The sequence below is a fragment of the Bradyrhizobium jicamae genome, assembly GCF_018130215.1.
GTDB classification, from domain to species: Bacteria; Pseudomonadota; Alphaproteobacteria; order Rhizobiales; family Xanthobacteraceae; genus Bradyrhizobium; species Bradyrhizobium jicamae_A.
Map to the genome: position 1 here is coordinate 113,344 of NZ_JAFCKQ010000018.1, position 21,114 is coordinate 134,457.

Annotated in this window: 21 protein-coding genes and 2 pseudogenes; 12 read left to right on the top strand and 11 right to left on the bottom strand. The window is 62.8% G+C overall.

Annotation, left to right across the window (positions count from 1 at the left end):
• Positions 1 to 13 precede the first annotated feature (13 nt).
• Positions 14 to 151, top strand: a pseudogene (locus JQ586_RS41575) (hypothetical protein); the annotation flags it as partial.
• Here the strand turns inward: JQ586_RS41575 and fdhD are convergent.
• Entirely contained in the window at positions 112 to 972 is an 861-nt protein-coding gene (gene fdhD, locus JQ586_RS20680; protein WP_212396441.1) for a formate dehydrogenase accessory sulfurtransferase FdhD, read from the bottom strand. The pseudogene JQ586_RS41575 and the gene fdhD overlap by 40 nt on opposite strands.
• 118 nt (positions 973 to 1,090) lie before the next feature.
• On the opposite strand from fdhD, the gene JQ586_RS20685 reads away from it, so the two are divergent.
• Both JQ586_RS20685 and JQ586_RS20690 read left to right on the top strand, forming a co-directional pair.
• Entirely contained in the window at positions 1,091 to 3,412 is a 2,322-nt protein-coding gene (locus JQ586_RS20685) for an FdhF/YdeP family oxidoreductase (protein ID WP_212396442.1), read from the top strand.
• A gap of 26 nt (positions 3,413 to 3,438) precedes the next feature.
• Complete coding sequence (locus tag JQ586_RS20690; RefSeq protein WP_212396443.1) at positions 3,439 to 3,690, top strand: PCC domain-containing protein; 252 nt, start codon at positions 3,439 to 3,441, stop codon at positions 3,688 to 3,690.
• A gap of 45 nt (positions 3,691 to 3,735) precedes the next feature.
• Here JQ586_RS20690 and JQ586_RS20695 read toward each other — a convergent pair whose 3' ends face one another.
• From JQ586_RS20695 to JQ586_RS20715, 5 genes are read right to left on the bottom strand one after another with little or no spacing between them, the layout of a single operon-like run.
• Entirely contained in the window at positions 3,736 to 4,011 is a 276-nt protein-coding gene (locus JQ586_RS20695; RefSeq protein WP_212396444.1) for a cytochrome C oxidase subunit IV family protein, read from the bottom strand.
• The gene (locus JQ586_RS20700) at positions 4,008 to 4,652 is read right to left on the bottom strand and encodes a cytochrome c oxidase subunit 3 (RefSeq protein WP_212396445.1); all 645 of its coding nucleotides are present in this window, start codon (positions 4,650 to 4,652) and stop codon (positions 4,008 to 4,010) included. Before JQ586_RS20700 ends, JQ586_RS20695 begins: the two co-directional genes overlap by 4 nt.
• Positions 4,645 to 6,252, bottom strand: coding sequence for a cytochrome c oxidase subunit I (gene ctaD / locus JQ586_RS20705; RefSeq protein WP_212396446.1), 1,608 nt, complete (start codon positions 6,250 to 6,252; stop codon positions 4,645 to 4,647). The genes JQ586_RS20700 and ctaD overlap by 8 nt, the downstream gene beginning before the upstream one ends.
• Complete coding sequence (gene coxB, locus JQ586_RS20710) at positions 6,249 to 7,190, bottom strand: cytochrome c oxidase subunit II (RefSeq protein ID WP_212396447.1); 942 nt, start codon at positions 7,188 to 7,190, stop codon at positions 6,249 to 6,251. The genes ctaD and coxB overlap by 4 nt, the downstream gene beginning before the upstream one ends.
• Before the next feature lie 26 nt (positions 7,191 to 7,216).
• Positions 7,217 to 7,570: a hypothetical protein gene (locus JQ586_RS20715; RefSeq protein WP_212396448.1), complete on the bottom strand. Its 354-nt coding sequence runs from the start codon at positions 7,568 to 7,570 to the stop codon at positions 7,217 to 7,219.
• Between the two features lie 122 nt (positions 7,571 to 7,692).
• Between JQ586_RS20715 and JQ586_RS20720 the strand changes: the two genes are divergently transcribed.
• Genes JQ586_RS20720 through JQ586_RS20745 form a run of 6 tightly spaced genes read left to right on the top strand, consistent with a single transcriptional unit; the run spans position 7,693 to position 14,721 of the window.
• Positions 7,693 to 8,349, top strand: coding sequence for a cytochrome c3 family protein (locus JQ586_RS20720; RefSeq protein ID WP_212396449.1), 657 nt, complete (start codon positions 7,693 to 7,695; stop codon positions 8,347 to 8,349).
• On the top strand, positions 8,346 to 11,231 hold the full coding sequence (locus JQ586_RS20725) for a TAT-variant-translocated molybdopterin oxidoreductase (RefSeq protein ID WP_212396450.1): 2,886 nt from the start codon (positions 8,346 to 8,348) through the stop codon (positions 11,229 to 11,231). The genes JQ586_RS20720 and JQ586_RS20725 overlap by 4 nt, the downstream gene beginning before the upstream one ends.
• Positions 11,228 to 12,583 (top strand): NrfD/PsrC family molybdoenzyme membrane anchor subunit, encoded by a 1,356-nt coding sequence (nrfD, locus tag JQ586_RS20730; protein ID WP_312016989.1) that lies wholly within the window; start codon positions 11,228 to 11,230, stop codon positions 12,581 to 12,583. The genes JQ586_RS20725 and nrfD overlap by 4 nt, the downstream gene beginning before the upstream one ends.
• Positions 12,576 to 13,106: a DUF3341 domain-containing protein gene (locus tag JQ586_RS20735; protein WP_212396451.1), complete on the top strand. Its 531-nt coding sequence runs from the start codon at positions 12,576 to 12,578 to the stop codon at positions 13,104 to 13,106. Before nrfD ends, JQ586_RS20735 begins: the two co-directional genes overlap by 8 nt.
• Positions 13,103 to 13,633, top strand: a complete 531-nt coding sequence (locus JQ586_RS20740; RefSeq protein WP_212396452.1) for a cytochrome c — start codon at positions 13,103 to 13,105, stop codon at positions 13,631 to 13,633. Before JQ586_RS20735 ends, JQ586_RS20740 begins: the two co-directional genes overlap by 4 nt.
• Entirely contained in the window at positions 13,630 to 14,721 is a 1,092-nt protein-coding gene (locus JQ586_RS20745) for a hypothetical protein (protein ID WP_212396453.1), read from the top strand. Before JQ586_RS20740 ends, JQ586_RS20745 begins: the two co-directional genes overlap by 4 nt.
• Here JQ586_RS20745 and JQ586_RS20750 read toward each other — a convergent pair.
• Positions 14,681 to 15,448, bottom strand: a complete 768-nt coding sequence (locus JQ586_RS20750; protein WP_212396454.1) for an SCO family protein — start codon at positions 15,446 to 15,448, stop codon at positions 14,681 to 14,683. The genes JQ586_RS20745 and JQ586_RS20750 overlap by 41 nt on opposite strands.
• A 192-nt stretch (positions 15,449 to 15,640) precedes the next feature.
• Here JQ586_RS20750 and uvrA point away from each other — a divergent pair.
• Positions 15,641 to 18,192: pseudogene (gene uvrA / locus JQ586_RS20755) on the top strand (excinuclease ABC subunit UvrA).
• A gap of 107 nt (positions 18,193 to 18,299) precedes the next feature.
• Here the strand turns inward: uvrA and JQ586_RS20760 are convergent.
• From JQ586_RS20760 to JQ586_RS40555, 4 genes are all read right to left on the bottom strand, one after another.
• Positions 18,300 to 19,115 (bottom strand): cupin domain-containing protein, encoded by an 816-nt coding sequence (locus tag JQ586_RS20760; protein ID WP_283815465.1) that lies wholly within the window; start codon positions 19,113 to 19,115, stop codon positions 18,300 to 18,302.
• 139 nt (positions 19,116 to 19,254) lie between these two features.
• Complete coding sequence (locus tag JQ586_RS20765; RefSeq protein ID WP_212396455.1) at positions 19,255 to 19,485, bottom strand: twin-arginine translocation signal domain-containing protein; 231 nt, start codon at positions 19,483 to 19,485, stop codon at positions 19,255 to 19,257.
• Between the two features lie 24 nt (positions 19,486 to 19,509).
• The gene (locus JQ586_RS40550) at positions 19,510 to 19,854 is read right to left on the bottom strand and encodes a zinc-binding dehydrogenase (protein ID WP_312016990.1); all 345 of its coding nucleotides are present in this window, start codon (positions 19,852 to 19,854) and stop codon (positions 19,510 to 19,512) included.
• On the bottom strand, positions 19,851 to 20,375 hold the full coding sequence (locus JQ586_RS40555; RefSeq protein WP_249147840.1) for an NADP-dependent oxidoreductase: 525 nt from the start codon (positions 20,373 to 20,375) through the stop codon (positions 19,851 to 19,853). Before JQ586_RS40555 ends, JQ586_RS40550 begins: the two co-directional genes overlap by 4 nt.
• A gap of 209 nt (positions 20,376 to 20,584) precedes the next feature.
• On the opposite strand from JQ586_RS40555, the gene mprA reads away from it, so the two are divergent.
• Both mprA and JQ586_RS20780 read left to right on the top strand, forming a co-directional pair.
• The gene (mprA, locus tag JQ586_RS41580; protein WP_212396469.1) at positions 20,585 to 20,671 is read left to right on the top strand and encodes an MprA protease, GlyGly-CTERM protein-sorting domain-containing form; all 87 of its coding nucleotides are present in this window, start codon (positions 20,585 to 20,587) and stop codon (positions 20,669 to 20,671) included.
• 127 nt (positions 20,672 to 20,798) lie between these two features.
• Positions 20,799 to 21,044 carry a hypothetical protein gene (locus tag JQ586_RS20780; protein ID WP_212396456.1) on the top strand — a complete coding sequence of 82 codons (246 nt, stop codon included), beginning with the start codon at positions 20,799 to 20,801 and terminating at the stop codon, positions 21,042 to 21,044.
• Positions 21,045 to 21,114: the final 70 nt, after the last annotated feature.

Here is a 21,114-nt window from a genome sequence, read left to right on the forward strand (position 1 = left end):
TCTCGCGCGGCAAGTCGCAGAGCGGCTCGCGCGAGAGCTCGGCCAGTCCCGCCCGGAGATTCGCGGCAAGAGCTACAAGGTGGGGGTCACCGATACCCACGGCAGGGGAGTTCACGTTGTGCCGATCGATCGAGCTTGGTTTTCGGGGTAGTGGATTCCGCCGAAATGGCTGAAGGCCTCGAACGCACGCCCGCGAGCGACGCCGATCAACGTGATGCCGTTGGCCTCGGCAGTGCGTATGGCGAGCGCGGTAGGCGCGGACACCGCAACGATGAATGCGGCGCCGATCTCGGCAGTCTTCTGTACCATCTCGACCGATATCCGGCTCGTCAAAATGACTGCGCCCGAATGCCCGGGTAGTCCAATTGTGGCGATGGCGCCGGCGAGCTTGTCGAGAGCATTGTGGCGGCCGACGTCTTCGCGGACGATCATGTGAGTGGCGCCAGGCTGGAAGAATCCGGCGGCATGGGTCGCGCGCGTCGCGTGGCCCAGGACTTGGGATGCGGAGAGCATCTCGATTGAGTGGCTGATTTGCCGGGGCGTGAGGTTGATTCGCCGCACGATCGGACGCGTACTGCGGCTCGCTTCGCGCAAGCTTTCTATGCCGCACAGGCCGCAGCCGGTCGGCCCGACCAATCGTCGCCGCCGTTCCTTTAGCTCGCGTCCAGCCCTCGGCCGCAGCCACACGCGCAGCTCGATGCCGTCGGGGCCCGGAGCAGCGGTAAGCTCTGCAATTTCGCCGACATCCTCGATGATCCCTTCAGTCAGGCTAAAGCCGACCGCGAAGTCGGTGAGGTCGGCAGGCGTCGCCATCAGCACCGCCATCGTTGTGCCGTCATACACAAGCGCGACCGGACATTCCTCGGCAACTGATCGGTGGTCAAATATGCGGCTTGAGGTGAGCCGAAGCGCATCGATGGAAGTTTTGGAGCCGGAGAGGCGATCGCGTCTGCCGATTTGTGAGCCGTGCATGATGTTCGTCCTATCGACGAAGTATCGACGCGCAGCCCACGCAAAGGTTCCGAAAGCTTAGGAACCAGCAGTCCCGTCTCAGGTTTTCCGAACGGGGCTTGCAGTCGAAGGGCCCGCCATGAGGCAAAAGGCAAAAGTCGAAAACTACGATGCTCCCGCCGGCGGCTGGGGATCGCTCAACGCCGTCGTTCACATTCTCACGCAGGAAGAGGTCGCAATCCTCGGCAGCGAGATCCTGCTGAAACAGAACAAGCCCGGCGGTTTCATGTGCGTGAGCTGTTCCTGGGCCAAGCCCGCAAGTCCGCATCCATTCGAGTTCTGCGAGAACGGCGCCAAAGCGACCGCGTGGGAAATAACGGGCAAGACTGTTACGCCGGAGTTCTTTGCCCAGCATACGCTTACCGAGTTGCGGTTTTGGTCCGACCATCAACTGGAAGAGCAGGGCCGGCTGGCCAATCCGATGCGCTATGACCCGGCCAGCGACAAGTACGTGGCAGTCGACTGGAGAGAGGCGTTTCGCGAGATCGGGGCTGAGCTGAACAAGCTCGATCCGCATTCAGTCATCATGTACACGTCCGGACGTGCCTCGCTGGAAGCCAGCTACATGTACCAGCTGTTCGGCCGAATGTACGGCACCAACAATTTTCCTGATAGCTCCAACATGTGCCACGAGACGACCTCGGTGGCGTTGCCGCAGGTGATCGGGGTTCCGGTCGGCACGGTCCAGCTGAAGGATTTCAGCGACACCGACTGCATTTTCTTTTTTGGCCACAATACCACGACAAATGCGCCTCGCATGCTGCATCCGCTACAGGAAGCGGCGCAGCGCGGCGTGCCGATCGTAACGTTCAATCCGCTCCGCGAGCGCGGCCTCGAGCGCTTTGTCAACCCGCAGAACCCGCTTCAGATGATCGCGGGCGGTACGCGAATCAGCACGCAATATCATCAGGTTCGCGTCGGCGGAGATGCTGCGGCGATCGTCGGCATCTGCAAATGCGTGATTGAGTCCGACGATCTGGCTCAAGCGAACGGATCGCCGCGCGTCGTGGACGCAGAATTCATCGCACAGCATACGTCGGGCTTCGACGAGTTTGCCGCGTTCTGTCGCGCCCAGGATTGGGAGGCAATCGAGCGCGCATCCGGCCTCACGCGTGCCGCGATGATCGATGCCGCAAACGTCTACATGGCCGCCAATGCCGTGATCGCCAATTACGGTATGGGCGTGACCCAGCACAAGCACGGCGTCGAGACCGCCAAGATGATCGTTAATCTGCTGCTGCTGCGCGGGAACATCGGCAAGCCGGGCGCTGGCATCTCGCCGATCCGCGGGCATTCCAATGTCCAGGGCCAGCGCACGGTCGGCATCTCCGAGAAGACAAAGCTGGTGCCGCTGGACAGGCTTGCCGAGCTTTACGGTTTTGAGCCGCCGCGCTGGGACGGCTTGTCGACGGTGGATGCCTGCGAGGGCATCCTGAAAGGCGAGGTCCGCGGCTTCGTCAGCCTTGGCGGCAATTTCGTGCGCGCGATCCCCGAGCGCTCGCTGATGGAGCCGGCGTGGTCCGGGCTGCGCCTGTCGGTGCAGATCGCGACCAAGCTCAATCGCAGCCACATCGTACCGGGCGAAGTGACTTATCTCCTGCCATGCCTCGGCCGCATCGAGATCGACGAGCAGGCCAGCGGTGCGCAGGCCGTGTCGATGGAGGACTCCACCGCCTGCATTCATGGCTCGCGCGGCCAGCGCAAGCCGGTCGCCGAACATGCCTTGTCCGAGCCCGCGATCATCGCAGGTCTCGCCAAGGCAACACTCAAGGCAAACTCCAAGGTGGATTGGGACGGCTGGGTCGCGGACTATTCACGGGTGAGGGATGCCATCGAGCACACCTATCCCGACCAGTTCAAGGAATTCAACAAGCGCATGTTCGAGCCGGGCGGCTTTCCGCGGCCGCTGGCGGCGCGCGAGCGCAAATGGAAGACGCCGAACGGCAAGGCCAACTTCACAGTGCCCAAGGCGGCGTTCGCACCACCGAAAGAGAGCGATGGCGTCTATGAACTGATGACCATGCGCGCTGATGGGCAGTTCAACACCACGATCTATACAGAGGATGACCGTTTCCGCGGTGTCCAGGGCAGCCGTTACGTTGTGCTGATGAATCCCGCGGACATGGAGGCGGACGGCCTGAAGTCGGGAGATACCGTCACATTGGTGACCGAGGCCAATGACGGCGTCGAGCGTAGCCTAAGCGAACTCCAGGTCGTGCCTTACGACATCCCGCGTCGAAGCCTCGCTGGCTACTACCCCGAATGTAACGGGCTGATCCCGCTCTGGCACTGTGCCGAGGGGAGCAAGGTGCCCGCGGCAAAATCCGTTCCGGTCCGGCTCTTCAAGGACGTGCCGCCCGAGCTCATCGAGGGCGGCGAGATGCCGATCTCCGCCACCTAGCAGACATCACAGCAGCGAGACTTCGGATGAAATCGAAGACGATCAATGACGCCGCCGAACGGATCTTTGTCCTGATCCTGGACCCGGGCGAGGAGGCTTTCAAGACCATCACAGAATTCGCCAACCAGGAGAAGATCACGGGCGCCTCGGTGTCGGCGATCGGCGCCTTCTCTCAGGCGAAGGTTGGTTGGTTGGATTTCGCGGCGAAGAAATACAAGCCGATCGAGGTCGCCGCAATCACTGGGGCAAGGCGCCACCGGTCAGTGAGGACGTGGTGAACAAGGAGCGAGCGCAGCTCGACGCCAGAACGAATTGAATGATCCTCATGTTCGGGTCATGAAGTCCATAGATCCCAGCCATAACAGGATCCCGAGCCAGAAGAGCCCGGCACCCGCGAAGACGAGCGTGAGGCCGCGCCGATGCCACAGCTCCATGAAGATCGCTGCCACGAGCCCTGCCTTGATGGTGCCAATCGTGAGAGCCACGACCGCGTTGCCGGCTCCGAGCGGCACGTAGGCAAGTGTTACGGTCAGCGCCAGCAAGGCGAGCAGTCCGAGCCAAGCTCCGATGAGGGGAAGTGGTGGTCGCCAGTCTGTCATGATGTCGACCTCCCCGGCAGGTAGATCAGCGCAAACAGGAAGATCCAGACCACGTCGACGAAATGCCAGTACAAGGCCGCGCTGTGTAGCGCCGTGTGATGGCGCGTCGTCGGCGCCTTCCGGCAGATGGCGGCGAGCGTAAGCAGCAGGCAGATGCCGATCAACATGTGCAGGGCGTGGATCGCGGTGGTGACGAAGTAGAGGACGAAGAACAGCTGGACGCCGTTGGCCTTTGGTCCGGCTAACTGGAAGTCGATTCCGGGGACCAGATGTTCGTCATATTCCTTGCTGTACTCGATGCCCTTAAGCACGATGAAGACGAGGCCAAGACAGGCGGCGCCAATGAGCAGCCACGTCACGATCTTGGCGGTGGCGGGTGAGAAGATCTCCACGGCCCACGCCACCAGAAAGCTCGATGTCAGCAGCACGGCGGTATTAGCCGTCCCGATCACGATCTCGGTGTGCCGGCTGCCAGCAGCAAAGCCCGGCGGAAAGGCGTGCCGGTAGACGAAATAGGCGAGGATCAAGCCGCCGAACAGCAGCACTTCGGTCGCGATGAACACCCAAATGCCGAGCTCGGCGGTGTAGTCGCGGTGACGGATCGAGGCATATTGCGGGGCGAAGGCGGAGCTCTCAGGCATTTTGCGGCTCCGCGTCGAAACGCTCGTTGTATTGATACGGCTCGCGCGTCACTACCGGCTGGGTTTCAAAGTTGAACTCCGGCGGCGGCGAGGAGGTCTGCCATTCGAGGCCTGGCGCGTTCCAGGGGTTTGCCGGCGCGCGCTTGCCAAAGAATGCGGAGTAGCCGAGATAGAACAGCGGCATCAGATAGGCGACGGCGAGGATCGCGGCACCTCCAGACGACAATACGTTCCAGACCTGGAATACCGGTGGATAGACGTGGTAGCGCCGCGGCATGCCTTCGGCGCCAAGGATGAATTGCGGGAAGAATGTCAGATTGAAGCCGAAGAAGATGAGGATCGCGGCGGTGCGCGCCCAATATTCCGAATAGAGCCGGCCGGTGATCTTCGGCCACCAATAATGCAGCCCGCCGAAATAGGCCGTCACCATGCCGCCGACCATGATGTAGTGGAAATGCGCCACGACGAAATAGGTGTCGGTCGCGTGCACGTCGAAGGCGAGACAGGCCAGGAACAGGCCGGTGAGACCCCCGATCGTGAACAGGCCGATGAAAGCCAGCGCATAGAGCATGGGAGCGTCGAAATGGATCGAGCCCTTATGCAGGGTCGCGGTCCAGTTGAAGACCTTGATTGCCGAGGGCACCGCGACGATGAAGCTCATGAAGGAGAACACGAGGCTTGCGATCAGCGACTGGCCGCTGACGAACATGTGGTGGCCCCAGACCAAGAAGCCGACCGCGGCGATGGCGAGACTGCACCAGGCGACGAATTTGTAGCCGAACACCTCCTTGCGCGAAAAGCAGGAGATCAGCTCGTTGATCACGCCCATCCCCGGCAGGATCATGATGTAGACGGCCGGATGCGAGTAGAACCAAAATAGGTGCTGGAACAGCAGCGGATCGCCGCCGATCCTGGGATCGAAGATGCCGACGCCGAAGAAACGTTCCGTCGCCATCAAGAGCAGCGTGATCGCCAGCACCGGTGTCGCCAGCACCAGGATCACTGACGTCGCGTAGAGCGACCACAGGAACAGCGGCAGCCGGTACCACGTCAGTCCGGGCGCGCGCAGGCGATGGATGGTGACGATGAAGTTGAGGCCGGTCAGGATCGACGAGAAGCCGGCAATGAAGACGCCGGCGGCGGCAACGATCACGTAGCTGTTGGAATAGAGCGTCGAGAACGGTGTGTAGAACGTCCAGCCGGTGTCGACGCCGCCCGCGAAAATCGCAAACAGCGTGGTGCAGCCGCCGAGCATGAAGATGTACCAGCTCATCAGATTGAGCCGGGGGAAAGCGAGGTCCCGTGCGCCGATCATCAGCGGGACAATGAAATTGCCGAGCGTGTTGGGGATCGAAGGGATCAGGAAGAACCAAACCATGATGATGCCGTGCATGGTGAAGAGGCGGTTATAGACATCCGAGCTGACGAGATCGGCCTGGGGCGTGGCGAGCTCGATCCTGATCGCGGCCGCTGCCGCGCCGCCGATGAAGAAAAAGAAGATCAGGCTCGCGAAGTAGAGGATCGCGATCCGCTTGTGGTCTGTCGTCAGGAACCACGATCGCAGCGTGAAGTCGGTGGTGAGGTAGGTCTTTTCGCTCATGATGGATGTCCTGCGAGCGATTTGATATAGATCACGAGGCGCAACAGCTGGTCTTCGCTGACCTTGCCCTCGAATGAGGGCATCACAGGCTGATAGCCTGCGACCACCTGGCTGCGCGGCATCAGGATGGAGTCACGGATATATTTGTCATCTGCGATCACGGTGGTGCCGTCCGAGAGCGGCACCGGTTTGCCGTAGACGCCTTCGAGCGGAGGCGCGCGGACCGTGCTGCCGCCGCCGTGGCAGCCGCTGCAGCCGAGTTCGCGGAACAGTTGACCACCTTCGCTTGCGAGCGTGCTCGACGGCGCCTGCTGCGTCAGCCAATTGGAGAAATCGGCCGGCTCCATGGCAACGATCTCGCCGATCATGCCAGAATGGTCGGTGCCGCAATATTCGGCGCAGAACAGATGATAGTGGCCGGGCTTGTCGACCTCGATCTCGAGATCCTGATAGCGCCCCGGAACAACGTCATGCTTGAGCCGGAGTGCGGGGATGAAGAAGCTGTGAATGACGTCCTGTGAGGCCATCACCAGGCGAATAGGCCGCTTGACCGGGATATGCAGTGCGTCGATCTCGGATTGGCCACCGGGATGCTGCGTCTTCCACATCCACTGCTTCGCCACGACAAACACATCATGCTCATCGGCCGGCGTGCGGTAGATCTGGAAATAGACGCTCGCGCCCCAGACGAAGAGGACAAGGAAGCAAACGAACGAGGCGGCGGTCCAGCTCACCTCCCAATGCCAGCTCTTCTTGACGCGATGGTCGCGGTCGGTCTGGTGGCCCGCGCGGTAGCGGGCGCAGAACAACGCGAGCAGAAAGAACAGCAGCGCAAGCACGAGCGCGCTTGCGATCAAGAGACCGGTGAACAGCAGGTCGACGTCGCCGCTATGCGGCGACAGCCCAGGATGCCAGAATGGAATCCACTGGCGCCACATTTATGGCAACCTCGATTGAAGGGCGGTCATTGAGACCGCCATCCCGGGAGTCCCTTGCGCAAGAGGATATCGAGCGCGCGATCGATCGGGATCCGGACTTGTCCGCGGCTGCGATCGGCCCAGCCGTAACCATGCTCGATCTGCGCGTCTCCTTGTCGTGTCGCCTGTAGTGTAGCCCGGGGTGTGATTTCCAGTGGCGGCGCGTTCGAGCTCATCGCGGGGCGGCTCGCGGGCGTGATGTGCTTCCCGGACAGGGGAAACAGAAAGGGCAGCAACAGCGGGGTGACTACAACGAAAGTCGCAAGGCCCGCTGCGAGCCAGCCGACAAGGCGGAGTCCGACGTCCGACCGCTCATAGTCGACGTGGTTGGTGTCCGCCATGGTGCTGTTGTCCTCGATCGCGGCGGGACAATGCGGTCTCAGGGATTGCGTTCCTACGTTAGGAACCAATGCGGGAGGGCCAGATTGTCGAGCGGACAGCTCGCTCTCAGGTCACAGCGAGAATGATGCAAATATTCTCCCCTGTGGCGGACACGTGGATTCGCCTGTTCCTGATCGGCGCCCTGTCACTCGCCGGCGGCAGCATCGTGGCCGCTGTCGGCTTCGCGCATTCGGCTTACATGACCGAGACCGACATGCGTCCTCATCAGCCGGTGCCGTTCAGCCATCGCCATCACGCGGGGGAACTCGGCATCGACTGCCGCTATTGCCACAGCAATGTCCAGGCGGGGCCGCAAGCCGGCCTCCCGCCGACCGAGACCTGCATGACATGTCATTCCCAGATATGGACCAACGCGTCGATGCTTGAACCGGTGCGGAAGAGTCTTGCCGACAACACCCCGATCCAGTGGACGCGCGTCGCAAAGCTGCCCGATTACGTATTCTTCCGGCACGACATCCATATCGCCAAGGGCGTCGGCTGCGAGAGTTGCCACGGCCGCATCGACAAGATGGCTTTGACCTATCGTGCCAAGGCATTCACGATGCAGTTCTGCATCGACTGTCACCGCGATCCCGCGCCGCATCTGCGTCCAGAAGATCACATCACCGACATGGCTTGGACACCGCCGGCAAATGCGCGCAAGGAGGGAGAGGCGATTGCCGCCCATGAGGGCATTCGCTTCGGCGAGCTCACGCATTGCTATGTGTGTCACCGATGAAGCGCCGCATCGATCATCAAGCCACGGACGGACCGCGCCTGTGGGCGGGCATCGAAGAGTTGTCGGAGGACCCGCGGTTTCAAGCCTTTATCGAGACAGAGCATCCGGCGGTCCACGAATTCTCCAAAACCGCGCGTCGCGAGTTCCTCAAGCTGATGGGCGCCTCATTCGCGTTGGCTGGATTGACGGGGTGCGAAAAGAGCTCGTTCATTACGGCGCTGCCTTATGTCAACCAGCCGCCGAGCGAGGTCATCGGCCTGCCGCGCTATTATGCGACCGCGGTGCTGCTCGACGCCTACGCGCAGCCGGTGATCGCGACGGCACACGCGGGACGGCCGACCAAGCTCGATGGCAATCCCGGTCATCCGGCCACGCAAGGCCGCAGCGACATATTCATGCAGAGTGCAGTGTTGCAGCTCTACGATCCCGATCGCGCAGCTGCGCCGAGCCGTCACGGCGAAGCCGTAAACTGGGCCGATGTGGAAACGGCCATCGGCGTGATGCGCGAGAACTGGCTTGGCGATCAGGGTGAGGGCCTAAGGCTGCTGCTAGGGCTCACGACATCGCCGACGTTGCTGCGTCAGATCGATGCTTTCCTGAAGCAGTTTGCGAAGGCGCGCGTTCACGTGCATACGGCTACCGGAGGCGAGGCGAGACAGCAGATCAACGCCACAGTCTATGGGCAGGCTGTCGATCTCCACTATGGGCTTGCGGATTGCGACGTCGTTGTCGGGCTCGACGACGACTTCTTGGGACCGGGGCCAGACCAGGTGCGCAACGCGCTGGGTTGGGCGCAAGGCCGCCGTCGATCAAGCGATCGGCCAGGCAATCGGCTTTTCATGGCCGAGAGTGTGCCGACCGCAACGGGTGCCCTGGCTGCGCATCGGCTGATCGCCGACGCCAGGCGAATGCCGGATCTCGCGGAGGCGCTGGCGAGTGCGCTTGGCGTTGCCGGCGCATCGAAGCCGGATGTGACGGAAGCCGAAGCCGGCTGGGTTGCGCGCGTTGTGGCGGCCTGCAAGGACCGGACAGGGCGCTCGCTGTTTGTCTCGGGTCTCAGCGGCGGCGCGGCCGCGGCCCTTTGGATTGCGCGGATCAACCAGCAGCTCGGCAATGCCGGCCAAACGCTGAAGCTGACCGCGCCGATCGCCGGCCCGACCGATGCCGGCACGCTGGCCGACCTTGTGTCCGATATCAATGCGGAGCGCGTCACCTCGCTGCTCGTGTTCGATTGCAACCCCGTCTACAGCGCGCCCCGTGAGTTGAACGTGGGCGATGCCATCAAGCGCGTTCGCTCGTCAATTCATTTCGGCCTTTACCGCGACGAGACCAGTGCGCTCTGCGAATGGCAACTTCCTCTCGCGCATCCATTGGAGAGCTGGAGCGACGCGCGCGCCGTCGATGGCACCGCGAGCATCCTTCAGCCGGTGATCTCGCCGTTTTACGATGTTAGGACGGTGCATTATGTGTTTGCGAAGCTGCTTGGTGAGGTCGATGAGACGCCGGACGCCGCAATCCGCGCGACCTGGCAGGCGAGCTTTGGTGACGCATTCGAGGCGAAGCGGAAGCAGGCTCTGCATGATGGCTTCATCGCGGGCGCGGCACCGTTCGTCGCCGCAATGCCCGCAAGCAATACGATTGCGCCCCCAAACACGACCGGCGACCTCGACATCGTATTCCAGCCGGATCCGACGGTCTGGGATGGCCGGTTCGCCAATATCGGGTGGCTTCAGGAGCTTCCCAAGACGCTGACGACGGTCACATGGAGCAACGTGATCGCGGTCAGCCCGGCACTGGCAAAACGCCTTTTGGCGGACAACGGCGATCATGTCGAGGTGACGATCGGTGAGCGTCACGTCAAAGGACCGCTCTGGATCATGCCGGGCCAGGCCGACAATACAGTTGCGTTGTTTCTCGGCTATGGCCGCACCCGCGCGGGACGGGTGGGCGATCAGCTCGGCTACGACGCCTATCAGGTGCGGCCCGCGGCCAAACCGTGGCTGGCGCAGGGCAGCCTGCGCAAGCTCGACACCAGCGAGGATCTCGCGGTGACCCAGCTGCATCATCGCCTCGACGGCTTCGATCTCGTCCGCGAGGTCAGCCCGGGACAAGTTGAACAGACAAAGCCCGAGCAGGCCAGCCTCTACACCCCGTGGCCGTCGTCGAAGAACGCCTGGGGCATGGTGATCGACCTGGACAGCTGCATCGGCTGCAATGCCTGCGTGACGGCGTGCACGGCCGAGAACAACGTGCCTGTCGTGGGCGCGGACCAGGTGAGGGCCGGGCGCGAGATGCACTGGCTTCGAATCGCGCGCTATTACACCGGCGATGTCGCCGAGCCGCGCAGCTTCTTCGAGCCGGTGCCGTGCATGCATTGCGAGGACGCGCCTTGCGAGATGGGCTGCCCGGTGCACGCCACGACGCACAGCCCCGAAGGCGTCAACCAGATGGTCTATAACCGCTGCATCGGCACGCGGACCTGCTCAAGCTACTGCCCCTACAAGGTGCGGCGCTTCAATTTCTACGACTATCGAGCGCTCGCCGAGTCACCAGAGCACGCTGCCCACAATCCTGACGTGACCGTTCGCTCGCGCGGCGTCATGGAAAAATGCACCTATTGCACTCAGCGCATCGAGGCAGCGCACGTTGCTGCCGACAAAGAGAATCGCCCGATCCGTGATGGCGAAGTGGTCACCGCCTGCCAGCAGGCCTGTCCCACCAAGGCGATCGTGTTCGGCGACATCAACGATCCCAACTCCGAGGTCTCGCGACTTAAGCGCGACGGCCGTCATTACGTTCTGCTCGAGGAGCAGGGGACGCGGCCACGCACGACCTATCTCGCCCGCTGGCGCGACGATAATACGGAATCGAGGCAGGGGTGAGCGAGCAATTCGACATCCTGCCGACGCGCCAGAGCATGGGCGGCATTGCCGACCAGCTCACGCGCATTCCTCTGCATTTTCCGGCGGACCGGCGCTGGATGATTGCGATGACAATCGCCAGTGCGCTGCTGCTCTTGCTGATGGTCTCGGTGGTCGAGCTGTTCACCCGCGGCGTCGGCATCTGGGGCATCAACATCCCCGTCAACTGGGCGTTCGCCATCCACAATTACGTCTGGTGGCTCGGCATCGGCCATGCCGGCACGCTGATCTCCGCCCTGCTGCTGCTCACCGGTAGTGAGTGGCGCAATTCGCTCAATCGCTTTGCCGAAACCATGACACTGTTCGCCGTGGTCTGCGCCGGCATCTATCCGATCCTGCACCTCGGGCGGCCCTGGTACGTCTACTGGATGTTTCCCTATCCCGCGACGATGGGCGTGTGGCCGCAATTCCGCAGCCCGCTGGAATGGGACATCTGGGCGGTGTTGACGTATCTGACGGTCTCGCTGGCCTTCTGGTACACCGGCCTGATCCCTGACCTCGCTGCGGCGCGCGATCGGGCAACACGACGCGGCTGGCAGATCTTTTTCGGCATCACCGCGCTCGGATGGCGCGGCTCGGCGAGGCACTGGCAGCGCTGGCAGCAGGCCTACCGGCTAACCGCGGGGCTGGCGGTGCCGCTGGTCGTCTCCGTCCATAGCGAGGTCTCGCTCTTGTTCGCGGTCGGGCAGATCCCGGGCTGGCATTCGACGATCTTTCCGCCGTACTTCGTGCTGGGCGCGGCCTTCTCCGGCTTTGCCGTCGTCTCGATCATCGCGGTGTCGCTGCGTTCCTGGTTCGGGCTGAAGAACCTCGTCACCGATGATCATCTCAATCTGCTCGGCATGGTCCTGCTCGCAACCGGCCTGATGACGGGCTATGGCTACATCTTCGAGGTGTTCGATGCGGTCTATTCCGGCGAGCCGCACGAGATCCAGACGCTGGTCGATCGTTTCGCCGGCGCTTACGCCTGGACTTATTGGGGCGCGGTCATCTTCAACTTCATTCCGCTGCAGGCGTTGTGGCTGCGCACGGTCCGCCGAAGCGGATGGATGCTGCTGGTGATCTCGGCGTCCGTCGTGGTCGGAATGTGGCTCGAGCGCTACATGATCCTGGTCACCAGCCTCTATCGTGATTTCCTGGTTTCGTCGTGGAGCCACTTCACGCCGAGCTTCTGGGACTGGTCGACCTATTTCGGCACGATCGGGCTGTTCCTGGTGCCGTTCCTGATCGCCATCCGCCTCGTTCCCATGATCTCGATCTTCGAGAGCAAAAAGCTTCTCCACGAGGAGAACGAGGAGCAGCAGCATGGCTGATGAGTTCTATGGCGCGCTGGCTGAATTCAAGACCCCGGAAGACCTGCTCGCGGCGACGCGCAAGGCCAAGGAGGCCGGTTACCGCCAGCTCGATGCCTTCACCCCGTTCCCGGTCGAGGGACTGGATCGCATCCTGCGGTTTCCGCGGCCGACCATCTCCTTCGTCGGACTCGGCGGCGCGATTGCGGGCGCAAGCACTGCGCTCGCCATGCAATTCTTCACGAACTACGACTACCCGCTTAACGTCGGCGGACGGCCGATCTACCCGATCTCGGCTTTCGCGGTCGTGACGTTCGAGCTGACCATCCTGTTCTCCGCGCTCGCGATGCTGTTCGGGATGCTGTGGCAGAACGGGCTGCCGCGGCTCAGCTATCCCGTCTTCGATGGCGAACGCTTTCACCGTGCCAGCAAGGATCGGTTCTTTCTCTGTGTAGGCGCAGACGATGCCAAATTCAATGCCAGCGAGACTCTGGCCTTTCTCAGCGGAGCGGGCGCGCTGTCGGTGGAGCTCGTACCGGAATGAACAAATGGCTGGCCATCGTTGTCCTTACCGGTCTGCTCGCGGGGTGTGATCAGAACATGGACGACCAGCCGCGCTACAGCGAGTATTCCCGCGCGCCGTTGTTCCGCGGCAGCGTGCTGCGCCAGCCGCCGGCCAACACGATCGCCCGGGACGATCTGGATCGGGAGAAGGCGGCGAGCACTAAGCCTAAGCTGTCAGCCGAGTTGCTCGCACGCGGGCGCGAGCGCTTCGGCATTTTCTGTTCGCCGTGTCACGGCGCCGGCGGCGACGGGACTGGCATCATCGTCCAGCGCGGCATGCCGCGGCCGACCAGCTATCACGACCACCGGCTGCGCACAGCGGAAGATCAGTATTTCTTCGACGTCATCACCAACGGCCATGGCGCGATGTATTCCTATGCGGCCCGCGTGCCGCCAAGGGATCGCTGGGCGATCGTCGCCTATATCCGTGCGCTGCAGCTCAGTCGCCAGGCTTCGCTCGACGATGTGCCGGCCGACGAGCGCGCCAGGCTGGAGAGCCAGCCATGAACATTCCGGGCAGCACAAGGAGCGTGGTGGCGGTGGTGTCGGGCCTGATGCTGATTGCCGGATTTATCATCGACGCCCGCTCGACCATATCAGCGTATCTCGTCGCTTGGAGTGCTCTCGGCGCCATTCCGATCGGGGCGCTGATCGTCTTCATGACCAGCTATCTGGTGCGCCGCCGCTGGACCGAGACGTTACACCCAATCTTCGTCGCGACCACCGGCATCCTGCCCGTCGTTGCGCTCACGTTCATTCCGGTCCTGCTGTTCATGAGGGAGATTTATCCGGCCATCGCGGATGGATCCACCTTGCCGCCATTCAAGGCGCGCTGGTTCATGCCGTGGTTCTTCCTGCTGCGGTCCGTGCTCTACTTCCTGATCTGGATTGCGCTCGCCCAATGGCTGCGGCGCGCCTGGCGCAATGAGGAGGCCATGGTGCGCGCAGCCTCGGTCGGGGCGATCGTATGGACCCTGACCGTCTCGTTCACCGGGATCGACTGGCTGGAATCGCTGGAGCCCGAATTTCATTCCTCGATCTATGGTCTGATTTCGCTCAGCTTCCTGCTTGTCAATGGAACGGCGTTCGTCATCGCGGCCGGCCTGTTGTCGACGCGGCAGATCGGTCCGAGCCGCGGCTACAGCGGGCTGCTGCTGTCGGTGCTGCTGCTGTGGTGCTACTTGCACGCCATGCAGTACATCGTGATCTGGTCGGGCAACATCCCCAAGGAGGTGACCTGGTACATCGCGCGATCGGAGAACGGCTGGCAGTTTGTCCTCGCCGCGCTCTCTTTTGGGCAATTTGTCTTCCCCTTCTGCGCGATGCTCAGCAACCGGGTGCGATCGGACCCGCGTTGGCTGTTGACGCTGTGCGGTCTGACGCTGGCGATGCGCTGGCTCGAAGCCGCGATCCTCATCCTGCCGGCCATTCACGGGCTGTCAGTGATGGTCACGGTCGCAATGATGATTGCGGCTGGGTTCTTCCTTTGCACGATCCTCTGGCTGGCGTTCGACGCCGTTCTCATGCGGTCTGAAGAGCGGGAACCCTTGAGCGCTATTTGGTGGCGTGCTCACGCCGGAACAGACGCCCGATGAGCAGAGCAAGGACGATGGCGCTAACGGAGGACGTTGCGATCAGCAGCCGCCGCGCCGCGAGCGTATAGGTCCCGCTGGCGGGATCGAAGCCATAGCAGAGCAGGTGGATCTGGTCGCTCCACCGGCCGACGTGTCCCTGGCCGGCTTCGACTAGGGCAAGACGCAGGCTGGCGGCATCGACCGCAAGGGCCGACAACGCGCGGGAAATCCGCCCCTCCGGCGTCACCACGAAGGCGGCCGCGGGATGAGCAAACTGATCATGCTCGCGATCGTAGACGGAGCGCACACCGAACGCGTCGGTTAATGCGCTGACGTCCGGCGCCGCCGCTCGGAGAAATGCGCTGTGTTGGGCAAGGCCGTTGCGTGGGCTCAGCTGCGCGCCCTTCATGGCTTGCGCCTGAGCCGCCGTATCCTTGGGATCGAAACCGGCGACGATGAGCCGGAAGTCCTTGCCGGCGCTGAGGCCCGTATCGGCCAGTGCGTTCGACACGATCGAGATTGCCGGTCCGCACAGCGTCTCGCAGGTGTAGTCGGCCAGGATCCAGACGGTCGGGACGCCGCCGAGCCAATCCTTGAGCGGCGCGCTGCGCTCGTTCAGGTCACTCAGCGGAGTTTGCAGGGGCAGTTGCGTATCGGCGCGAGGCGCGAGGGCCACCTGCTCGAGCTGCGAACTGGAAAGGGCTGCCTGGCTCGGCAGTGGCATCGCGATCCAGGCAGTGAGCGCCACGACCCATCCAGCGATCTCCACACGGGGTAAGTTTCTGGCCCTGTCGATCCCGCACGCGAATAGCAAAATGTGCCTCTTATCCGCCAATCGTTGGAACGAACCTGCGCGCCCGGTAATGGTTCCAAGCGGCAATGCGGAGGATCATTGGGGTTTGGGGTCCGTTATCTGTCCTAACGGCATTGGCAGCGAATGATGGACGACAAGGTTTACAAGCTGGAGCAGGGCGCGGGGAAATCGGCTGGCGGATTTGTCAGGGTGCGCGGTGCGCGCGAGCACAATCTGAAGAACGTGGACGTGGATATCCCGCGCGATGCGCTGGTGGTATTCACCGGCGTCTCCGGCTCGGGAAAATCATCACTCGCATTCGGAACGCTGTATGCGGAAGCGCAGCGGCGATATCTGGAATCCGTGTCGCCCTACGCCCGGCGCCTGTTCCACCAGATGGCCGTGCCTGAGGTCGAGGAGGTCGAAGGGCTGCCGCCGGCCGTGGCGCTCCAGCAGCAGCGGGGATCGCCAACCACACGGTCCAGCGTCGGCAGCGTCACGACGCTGTCGAACCTGTTTCGGATGCTCTATTCGCGCGCCGGCGACTATCCGAAGTCGCAGCCGTTGCTGTACGCGGAGTCCTTCTCGCCTAATTCGGCAGAAGGCGCCTGTCCGAAGTGCCACGGCCTCGGCCGCGTCTATGACGTGACCGAGCGCTCGATGGTCCCCGACGACACCCTCACCATCCGCGAGCGCGCGGTCGCGGCCTGGCCGACGGCATGGCACGGCCAGAACCTGCGAGATATTCTCACGACGCTCGGCTACGACATCGACACGCCCTGGCGCGAACTTCCCAAGAAAGGCCGTAACTGGATCCTGTTCACGGACGAGCAGCCCACGGTCCCGGTCTATGCGGGTTATGATCTCGAGGAGGTTCAGCGGGCGCTGCGACGGAAAGAAGAGCCAAGCTACCAGGGCACTTTCACCGGCGCCCGGCGCTATGTCATGGAGACGTTCGCGAATACGACCAGTGCAATGATGAAGAAGCGCGTCTCGCAATACATGCTGAGTACCGAGTGTTCGGTTTGTCACGGCAAGCGGTTGAAGCCGGAGGCGCTGTCCGTCAAGTTTGCCGGCATGGATATCGCCGACATGGCGCGCGTTCCGTTAAAGCAGTTGGCGGCGCTGATGCGGCCTTATTGCGAGGGCAAGAGCGGCCGACAGGATGCTCACCCGGAAAAGACAATCATTGTTCAACGGATCGCGCAGGACTTCAGCGCACGGCTTGGCGTGCTGCTGGATCTCGGCCTCGGCTATCTCACGATGGAACAGAGCACGCCGACTTTGTCTCCGGGCGAGCTCCAGCGGCTGCGTTTGGCGACGCAGGTGCGCTCCAATCTGTTCGGCGTGGTCTATGTGCTCGACGAGCCGTCTGCCGGCCTCCATCCCTCCGACACCGAGGCACTGCTCCGCGCGCTCGATCGGCTGAAGGCGGCCGGAAACTCACTTTTTGTTGTCGAGCATGAGCTGGATGTCGTGCGTCATGCCGATTGGATCGTCGACGTCGGGCCGGACGCCGGCAGGCGTGGCGGCGAGATCCTTTACAGCGGCCCCACCGATGGGTTGAAGTCCGTCGCGGGATCGCGCACCGCAAAATACCTGTTCGGCCAGGCCGCTCCGCCGCAGCACAAGCAGCGCTCTCCGCAGGGATGGCTCAAGCTGAGCGGCGTCGCGCGCAACAATCTCAGGGGCATCGACGTCGCATTCCCGCTGGGCGTGCTGACGACGGTCACCGGCGTATCCGGCTCGGGCAAGTCCAGCCTGGTCAGCCAGTTCCTCGTCGAAGCGCTGCGTGGGAATTTCGGACAATCTCATGCATCCGACGAAGACGGCGAGGACGTCCTTGAACGCGCGCCGGTCGAGACCTCGAGCGGCAAGATCACCGCAGGGCTTGATCGCCTGAAGCGGTTGGCCGTCGTAGACCAGAAGCCGATCGGACGGACTCCTCGCTCCAATCTGGCGACCTATACCGGTCTTTTCGACGACGTGCGAAAGCTGTTCGCACAGACGAAAGAGGCGCGCCGGCGCCGCTTCGACGCCGGACGATTCTCCTTCAACCTGCCGAAGGGCCGCTGCCCGAATTGCCAGGGAGAAGGTTTCGTTTGCGTCGAGCTGTTGTTCCTGCCGAGCGTCTATGCGCCATGCCCGGAGTGCCATGGTGCCCGGTACAACAGGGAGACGCTGCAGATCAAGCTCAATGGCAAGTCGATCGCCGACGTTCTCGGAATGACCGTCGATGAGGCCCATGCGTTTTTCGTCAACGACGCCAACATTGCGCGGTCGCTCGATGTGATCCGGCAGGTCGGGCTTGGATATATCCGCCTCGGTCAGCCGGCGACCGAGCTGTCCGGCGGCGAGGCGCAGCGCGTCAAGCTTGCCACAGAGCTGCAGCGCGCCCAGCGTGCTGGCAGCATCTATGTGCTCGATGAGCCGACCACGGGTCTGCACCTTTCCGATGTCGAGAAGCTGATTGTCCAGTTGGATGGGTTGGTGGAGGCGGGGAGCACCGTGATCGTCGTGGAGCACGACATGAGCGTCGTCGCCGCGAGCGATTGGGTGATCGACATAGGGCCGGGAGCCGGGGCGAGGGCGGGCAGGTCGTTGCAGTGGGACCGCCGGCGGAGATCGCGCGGCACAAATCGAGCCGCACGGCGCCCTATCTCGCGCGGGCGCTGGACGAACATCGGTTGCGATCATGAGCAGCAAGTCGGAGGTCGCCGAAATCCGGGACGCCGTGCACCGTTGCATCGACATGCAAATATCGTTGCGCCCGGCCGCAGAGCTGATCTATCTCTGGCGCGAATGACTACACGACCGGCTGCTTGTGCTTGCGCAGCGTCTCGATCACGGCGCGGTCGATGTTCAGGTGCGCCGCCACCAGCTCGGGCGGGGTCAGCGCCATCCATTGCGCGAGCGAGACGTCCATGAAGCGGTTCGACCTGAACAGTTCGAGATCGCCCGTATTCTCGATGAAATGGCTCATCGACATCGGGACGTAGCCGACGTCGCCGGCCCGGTAGTCGAAGGTTCGCGACCGCGCTTCGGCCGCGAACACGGTCATCCGTGCCTGGCCAGAGATGTAATACTGCCATTCGTCGGCGTTCGGATGCCAATGCAGCTCCCGCATGTGGCCGGGATTGACCTCGACCAGCGCCGCCGCCACGTCCGTCGAGACTTTGAAGTTGCGGGTATCGGCGATGCGGACATTGCCGCCTAGCGATTGCGTCGGAGGTTGCTGCATCAGGTGGAAGACCATGTCGAGCGCCACGGCACCGAGTGCGTCGTGCACAACGTCTGCCTCGAGCTGTGGCGGCGGCTCGGCCTGAAAGATGAAGCGCTCCTGCTTGGGAAGCGGATCGAGCGCCTTGACATCGATGGAAAGGTTCTGGGCCAGCACGACAGGGTCGTTGTGGGCGAACAGATCGGTGATCGCAAACGTGCTGTCCTCGGAGAACTCGCCGTCAGGAAACGCCAGCAGGAATTCGCAGCCGTCATCAGGCAGTCCCTGGATCGAGTGGGGAATGCCCGATGGAAAGTACCAAAGGTCGCCAGGGCCGACATCGGCAATGAAATTGTGGCCGTCATTGTCGACCGCGGTGATGCGGGCCTTGCCGGCCAGCATGAAGGCCCACTCGGCCTGCTTGTGCCAGTGCAGCTCGCGAACGCCCCCGCCGTCAGGCGCATGTTTACGCCGGCCATCGTGGTCGAGATCGCCAGCTCGCGCTGTGTGACCTCGCGCGACCAGCCGCCGGTGCGGATCTTCATATGCGCGTCTGCAAACGAAAACCGCAGGTTCGGCACCGAGCCGTGATCGGTAGACGGCGGCCGCAAGATGTCGGGGTTCTGCAACTCCCGTTCCGGGTTGCGCGGGCCGAGATCGTGGCGCCCTTGTCGCCAATGACAGGCTCGTTGCGCGGTTGGGCCGAGGCGGCTGCGGTGGCGCCGAGCGCGGCAGCGGCCGCCAGCAGCGTCCGTCGGTTTGTTGTGTTCATGAAACGCTCCTGCTCAGCCGCACGTCAGCACGACCTTGCCGGGGTATGGCCGTGCTCCACGGCCGCCAGGGCCTGTGCCGCCTGCTCGAGCGGGTAGGTGGCTTGAATGTGCGGCTTGAGCTTGCCCGCATCCGCCAATCGTCCGATTTCGGCCAGCTCTTCGCCATCGGGCTCGACCGTGTAGCGCATCGCGGTCACGCCGAGCTCCGTGGCGCGCTCTTGTGATGGCTCGGTCAGGATGAAGATCAGGCGCCCGCCTCTCCTGAGTAAAGACCAGGAGCGCTCGCGGGTCTCGCCGTCGATCAGGTCGAAGACCATGTCGAGATCATCGGCGATTTCCTCGAAGCGCTGGGTCCTGTAGTCGATCACCGTGTCGGCCCGAGCAATCGCGCGAACTCGACGTGTTCGGTCGATACGGTTGTCAGCACGCGGACGCCCATGGCTTTGGCGAGCTGAATCGCGAAATGGCCAGCCCCACCGGAGCCGCCGTGGATCAGGACCGTCTGTCCAGCCTTGAGCTTGCCTCGCCGGAACAGACCTTGATACGCGGTCTGCCCCGCCAACGGGATGGCCGCGGCCTGAACATGATCGAGCCCCACGGGCATGTGGGCAACCGCGCGTTCATCCAGGACAACTCGTTCGGCGTAACCGCCGCCGAAGACCGGGACCATCCCGAAGATGGCGTCGCCCGGTCGAAAGCGGGTCGCCTGCGCGCCGCATGGCTCCACGATGCCGGAGACGTCGCGGCCGGGCGTGTAGGGCAGGCGATCCTCCTGCACGGACGGATACTTGCCCGACCTGATCTTGAAATCGACGGGGTTGACGCTGGCGGCCCGAACGGACACCAGGATCTGGCCTGCGTCGCGGCCCGACTGTTCAAGCCGGTCCATGCGAGGCACTTCATTGCCGCCGAACTAGTGAAATCGAATCTTGACGAGCTTTGCCATCCGAACTGACGCATGAGGAGGATGCGCGTTCCTATTTGTGGGGCGGCCGGCCCGGCGAATGGCGACGGCGCACGCGCCGGGAACAGGTTAGACTTCAGCGCGTACCGATGCGTTGATGTCGTGGGCCGAAACCGGAAAAATGCGCCACACTCATCGTCCCTGTTGCGTCTGGGCTTCTAGTTGCGCTCGGGCTTCTCGCATTCGGTCGGCGAAGAACATTCCGTTTCCCCTTGGGTTGAATCGCGCTGGGCTCCGCGTTTTCCCGCTTCGTCCTCGACTTACCGGAAACAAGGAGTGCTTACTTTACGAGGCCCGCCCCGTGCGGGGATCTGCGCCGCTGCCCGGGTCACCGGGCAGGGGGGTCAATTGGCTGAAATTCTGGGAACGCCTACAGCTTCCAGCGCATATTCAGTTATGAGTGCGGAAGATTATCTGCAAATGGCCGAACATTGTCGGCTCGCCAAGGAGAAGGCCACGGACGACTTCATCCGATATTATCTGGAGCGGATGGAGCATAGCTACCGAGTGCTGGCGTCGAATGAGGCAGTTCTGACGGAGTCGAAACAGGCGCAAGCGGAGATGGGCGAAGACCGTGACAAAAAGGGGTCCTAGCAGAGATGACGGGAGCATGGCCTCGGAGGTTCATCTTGTCCGCGTCACCACAGATGACGGCGGATGGAGA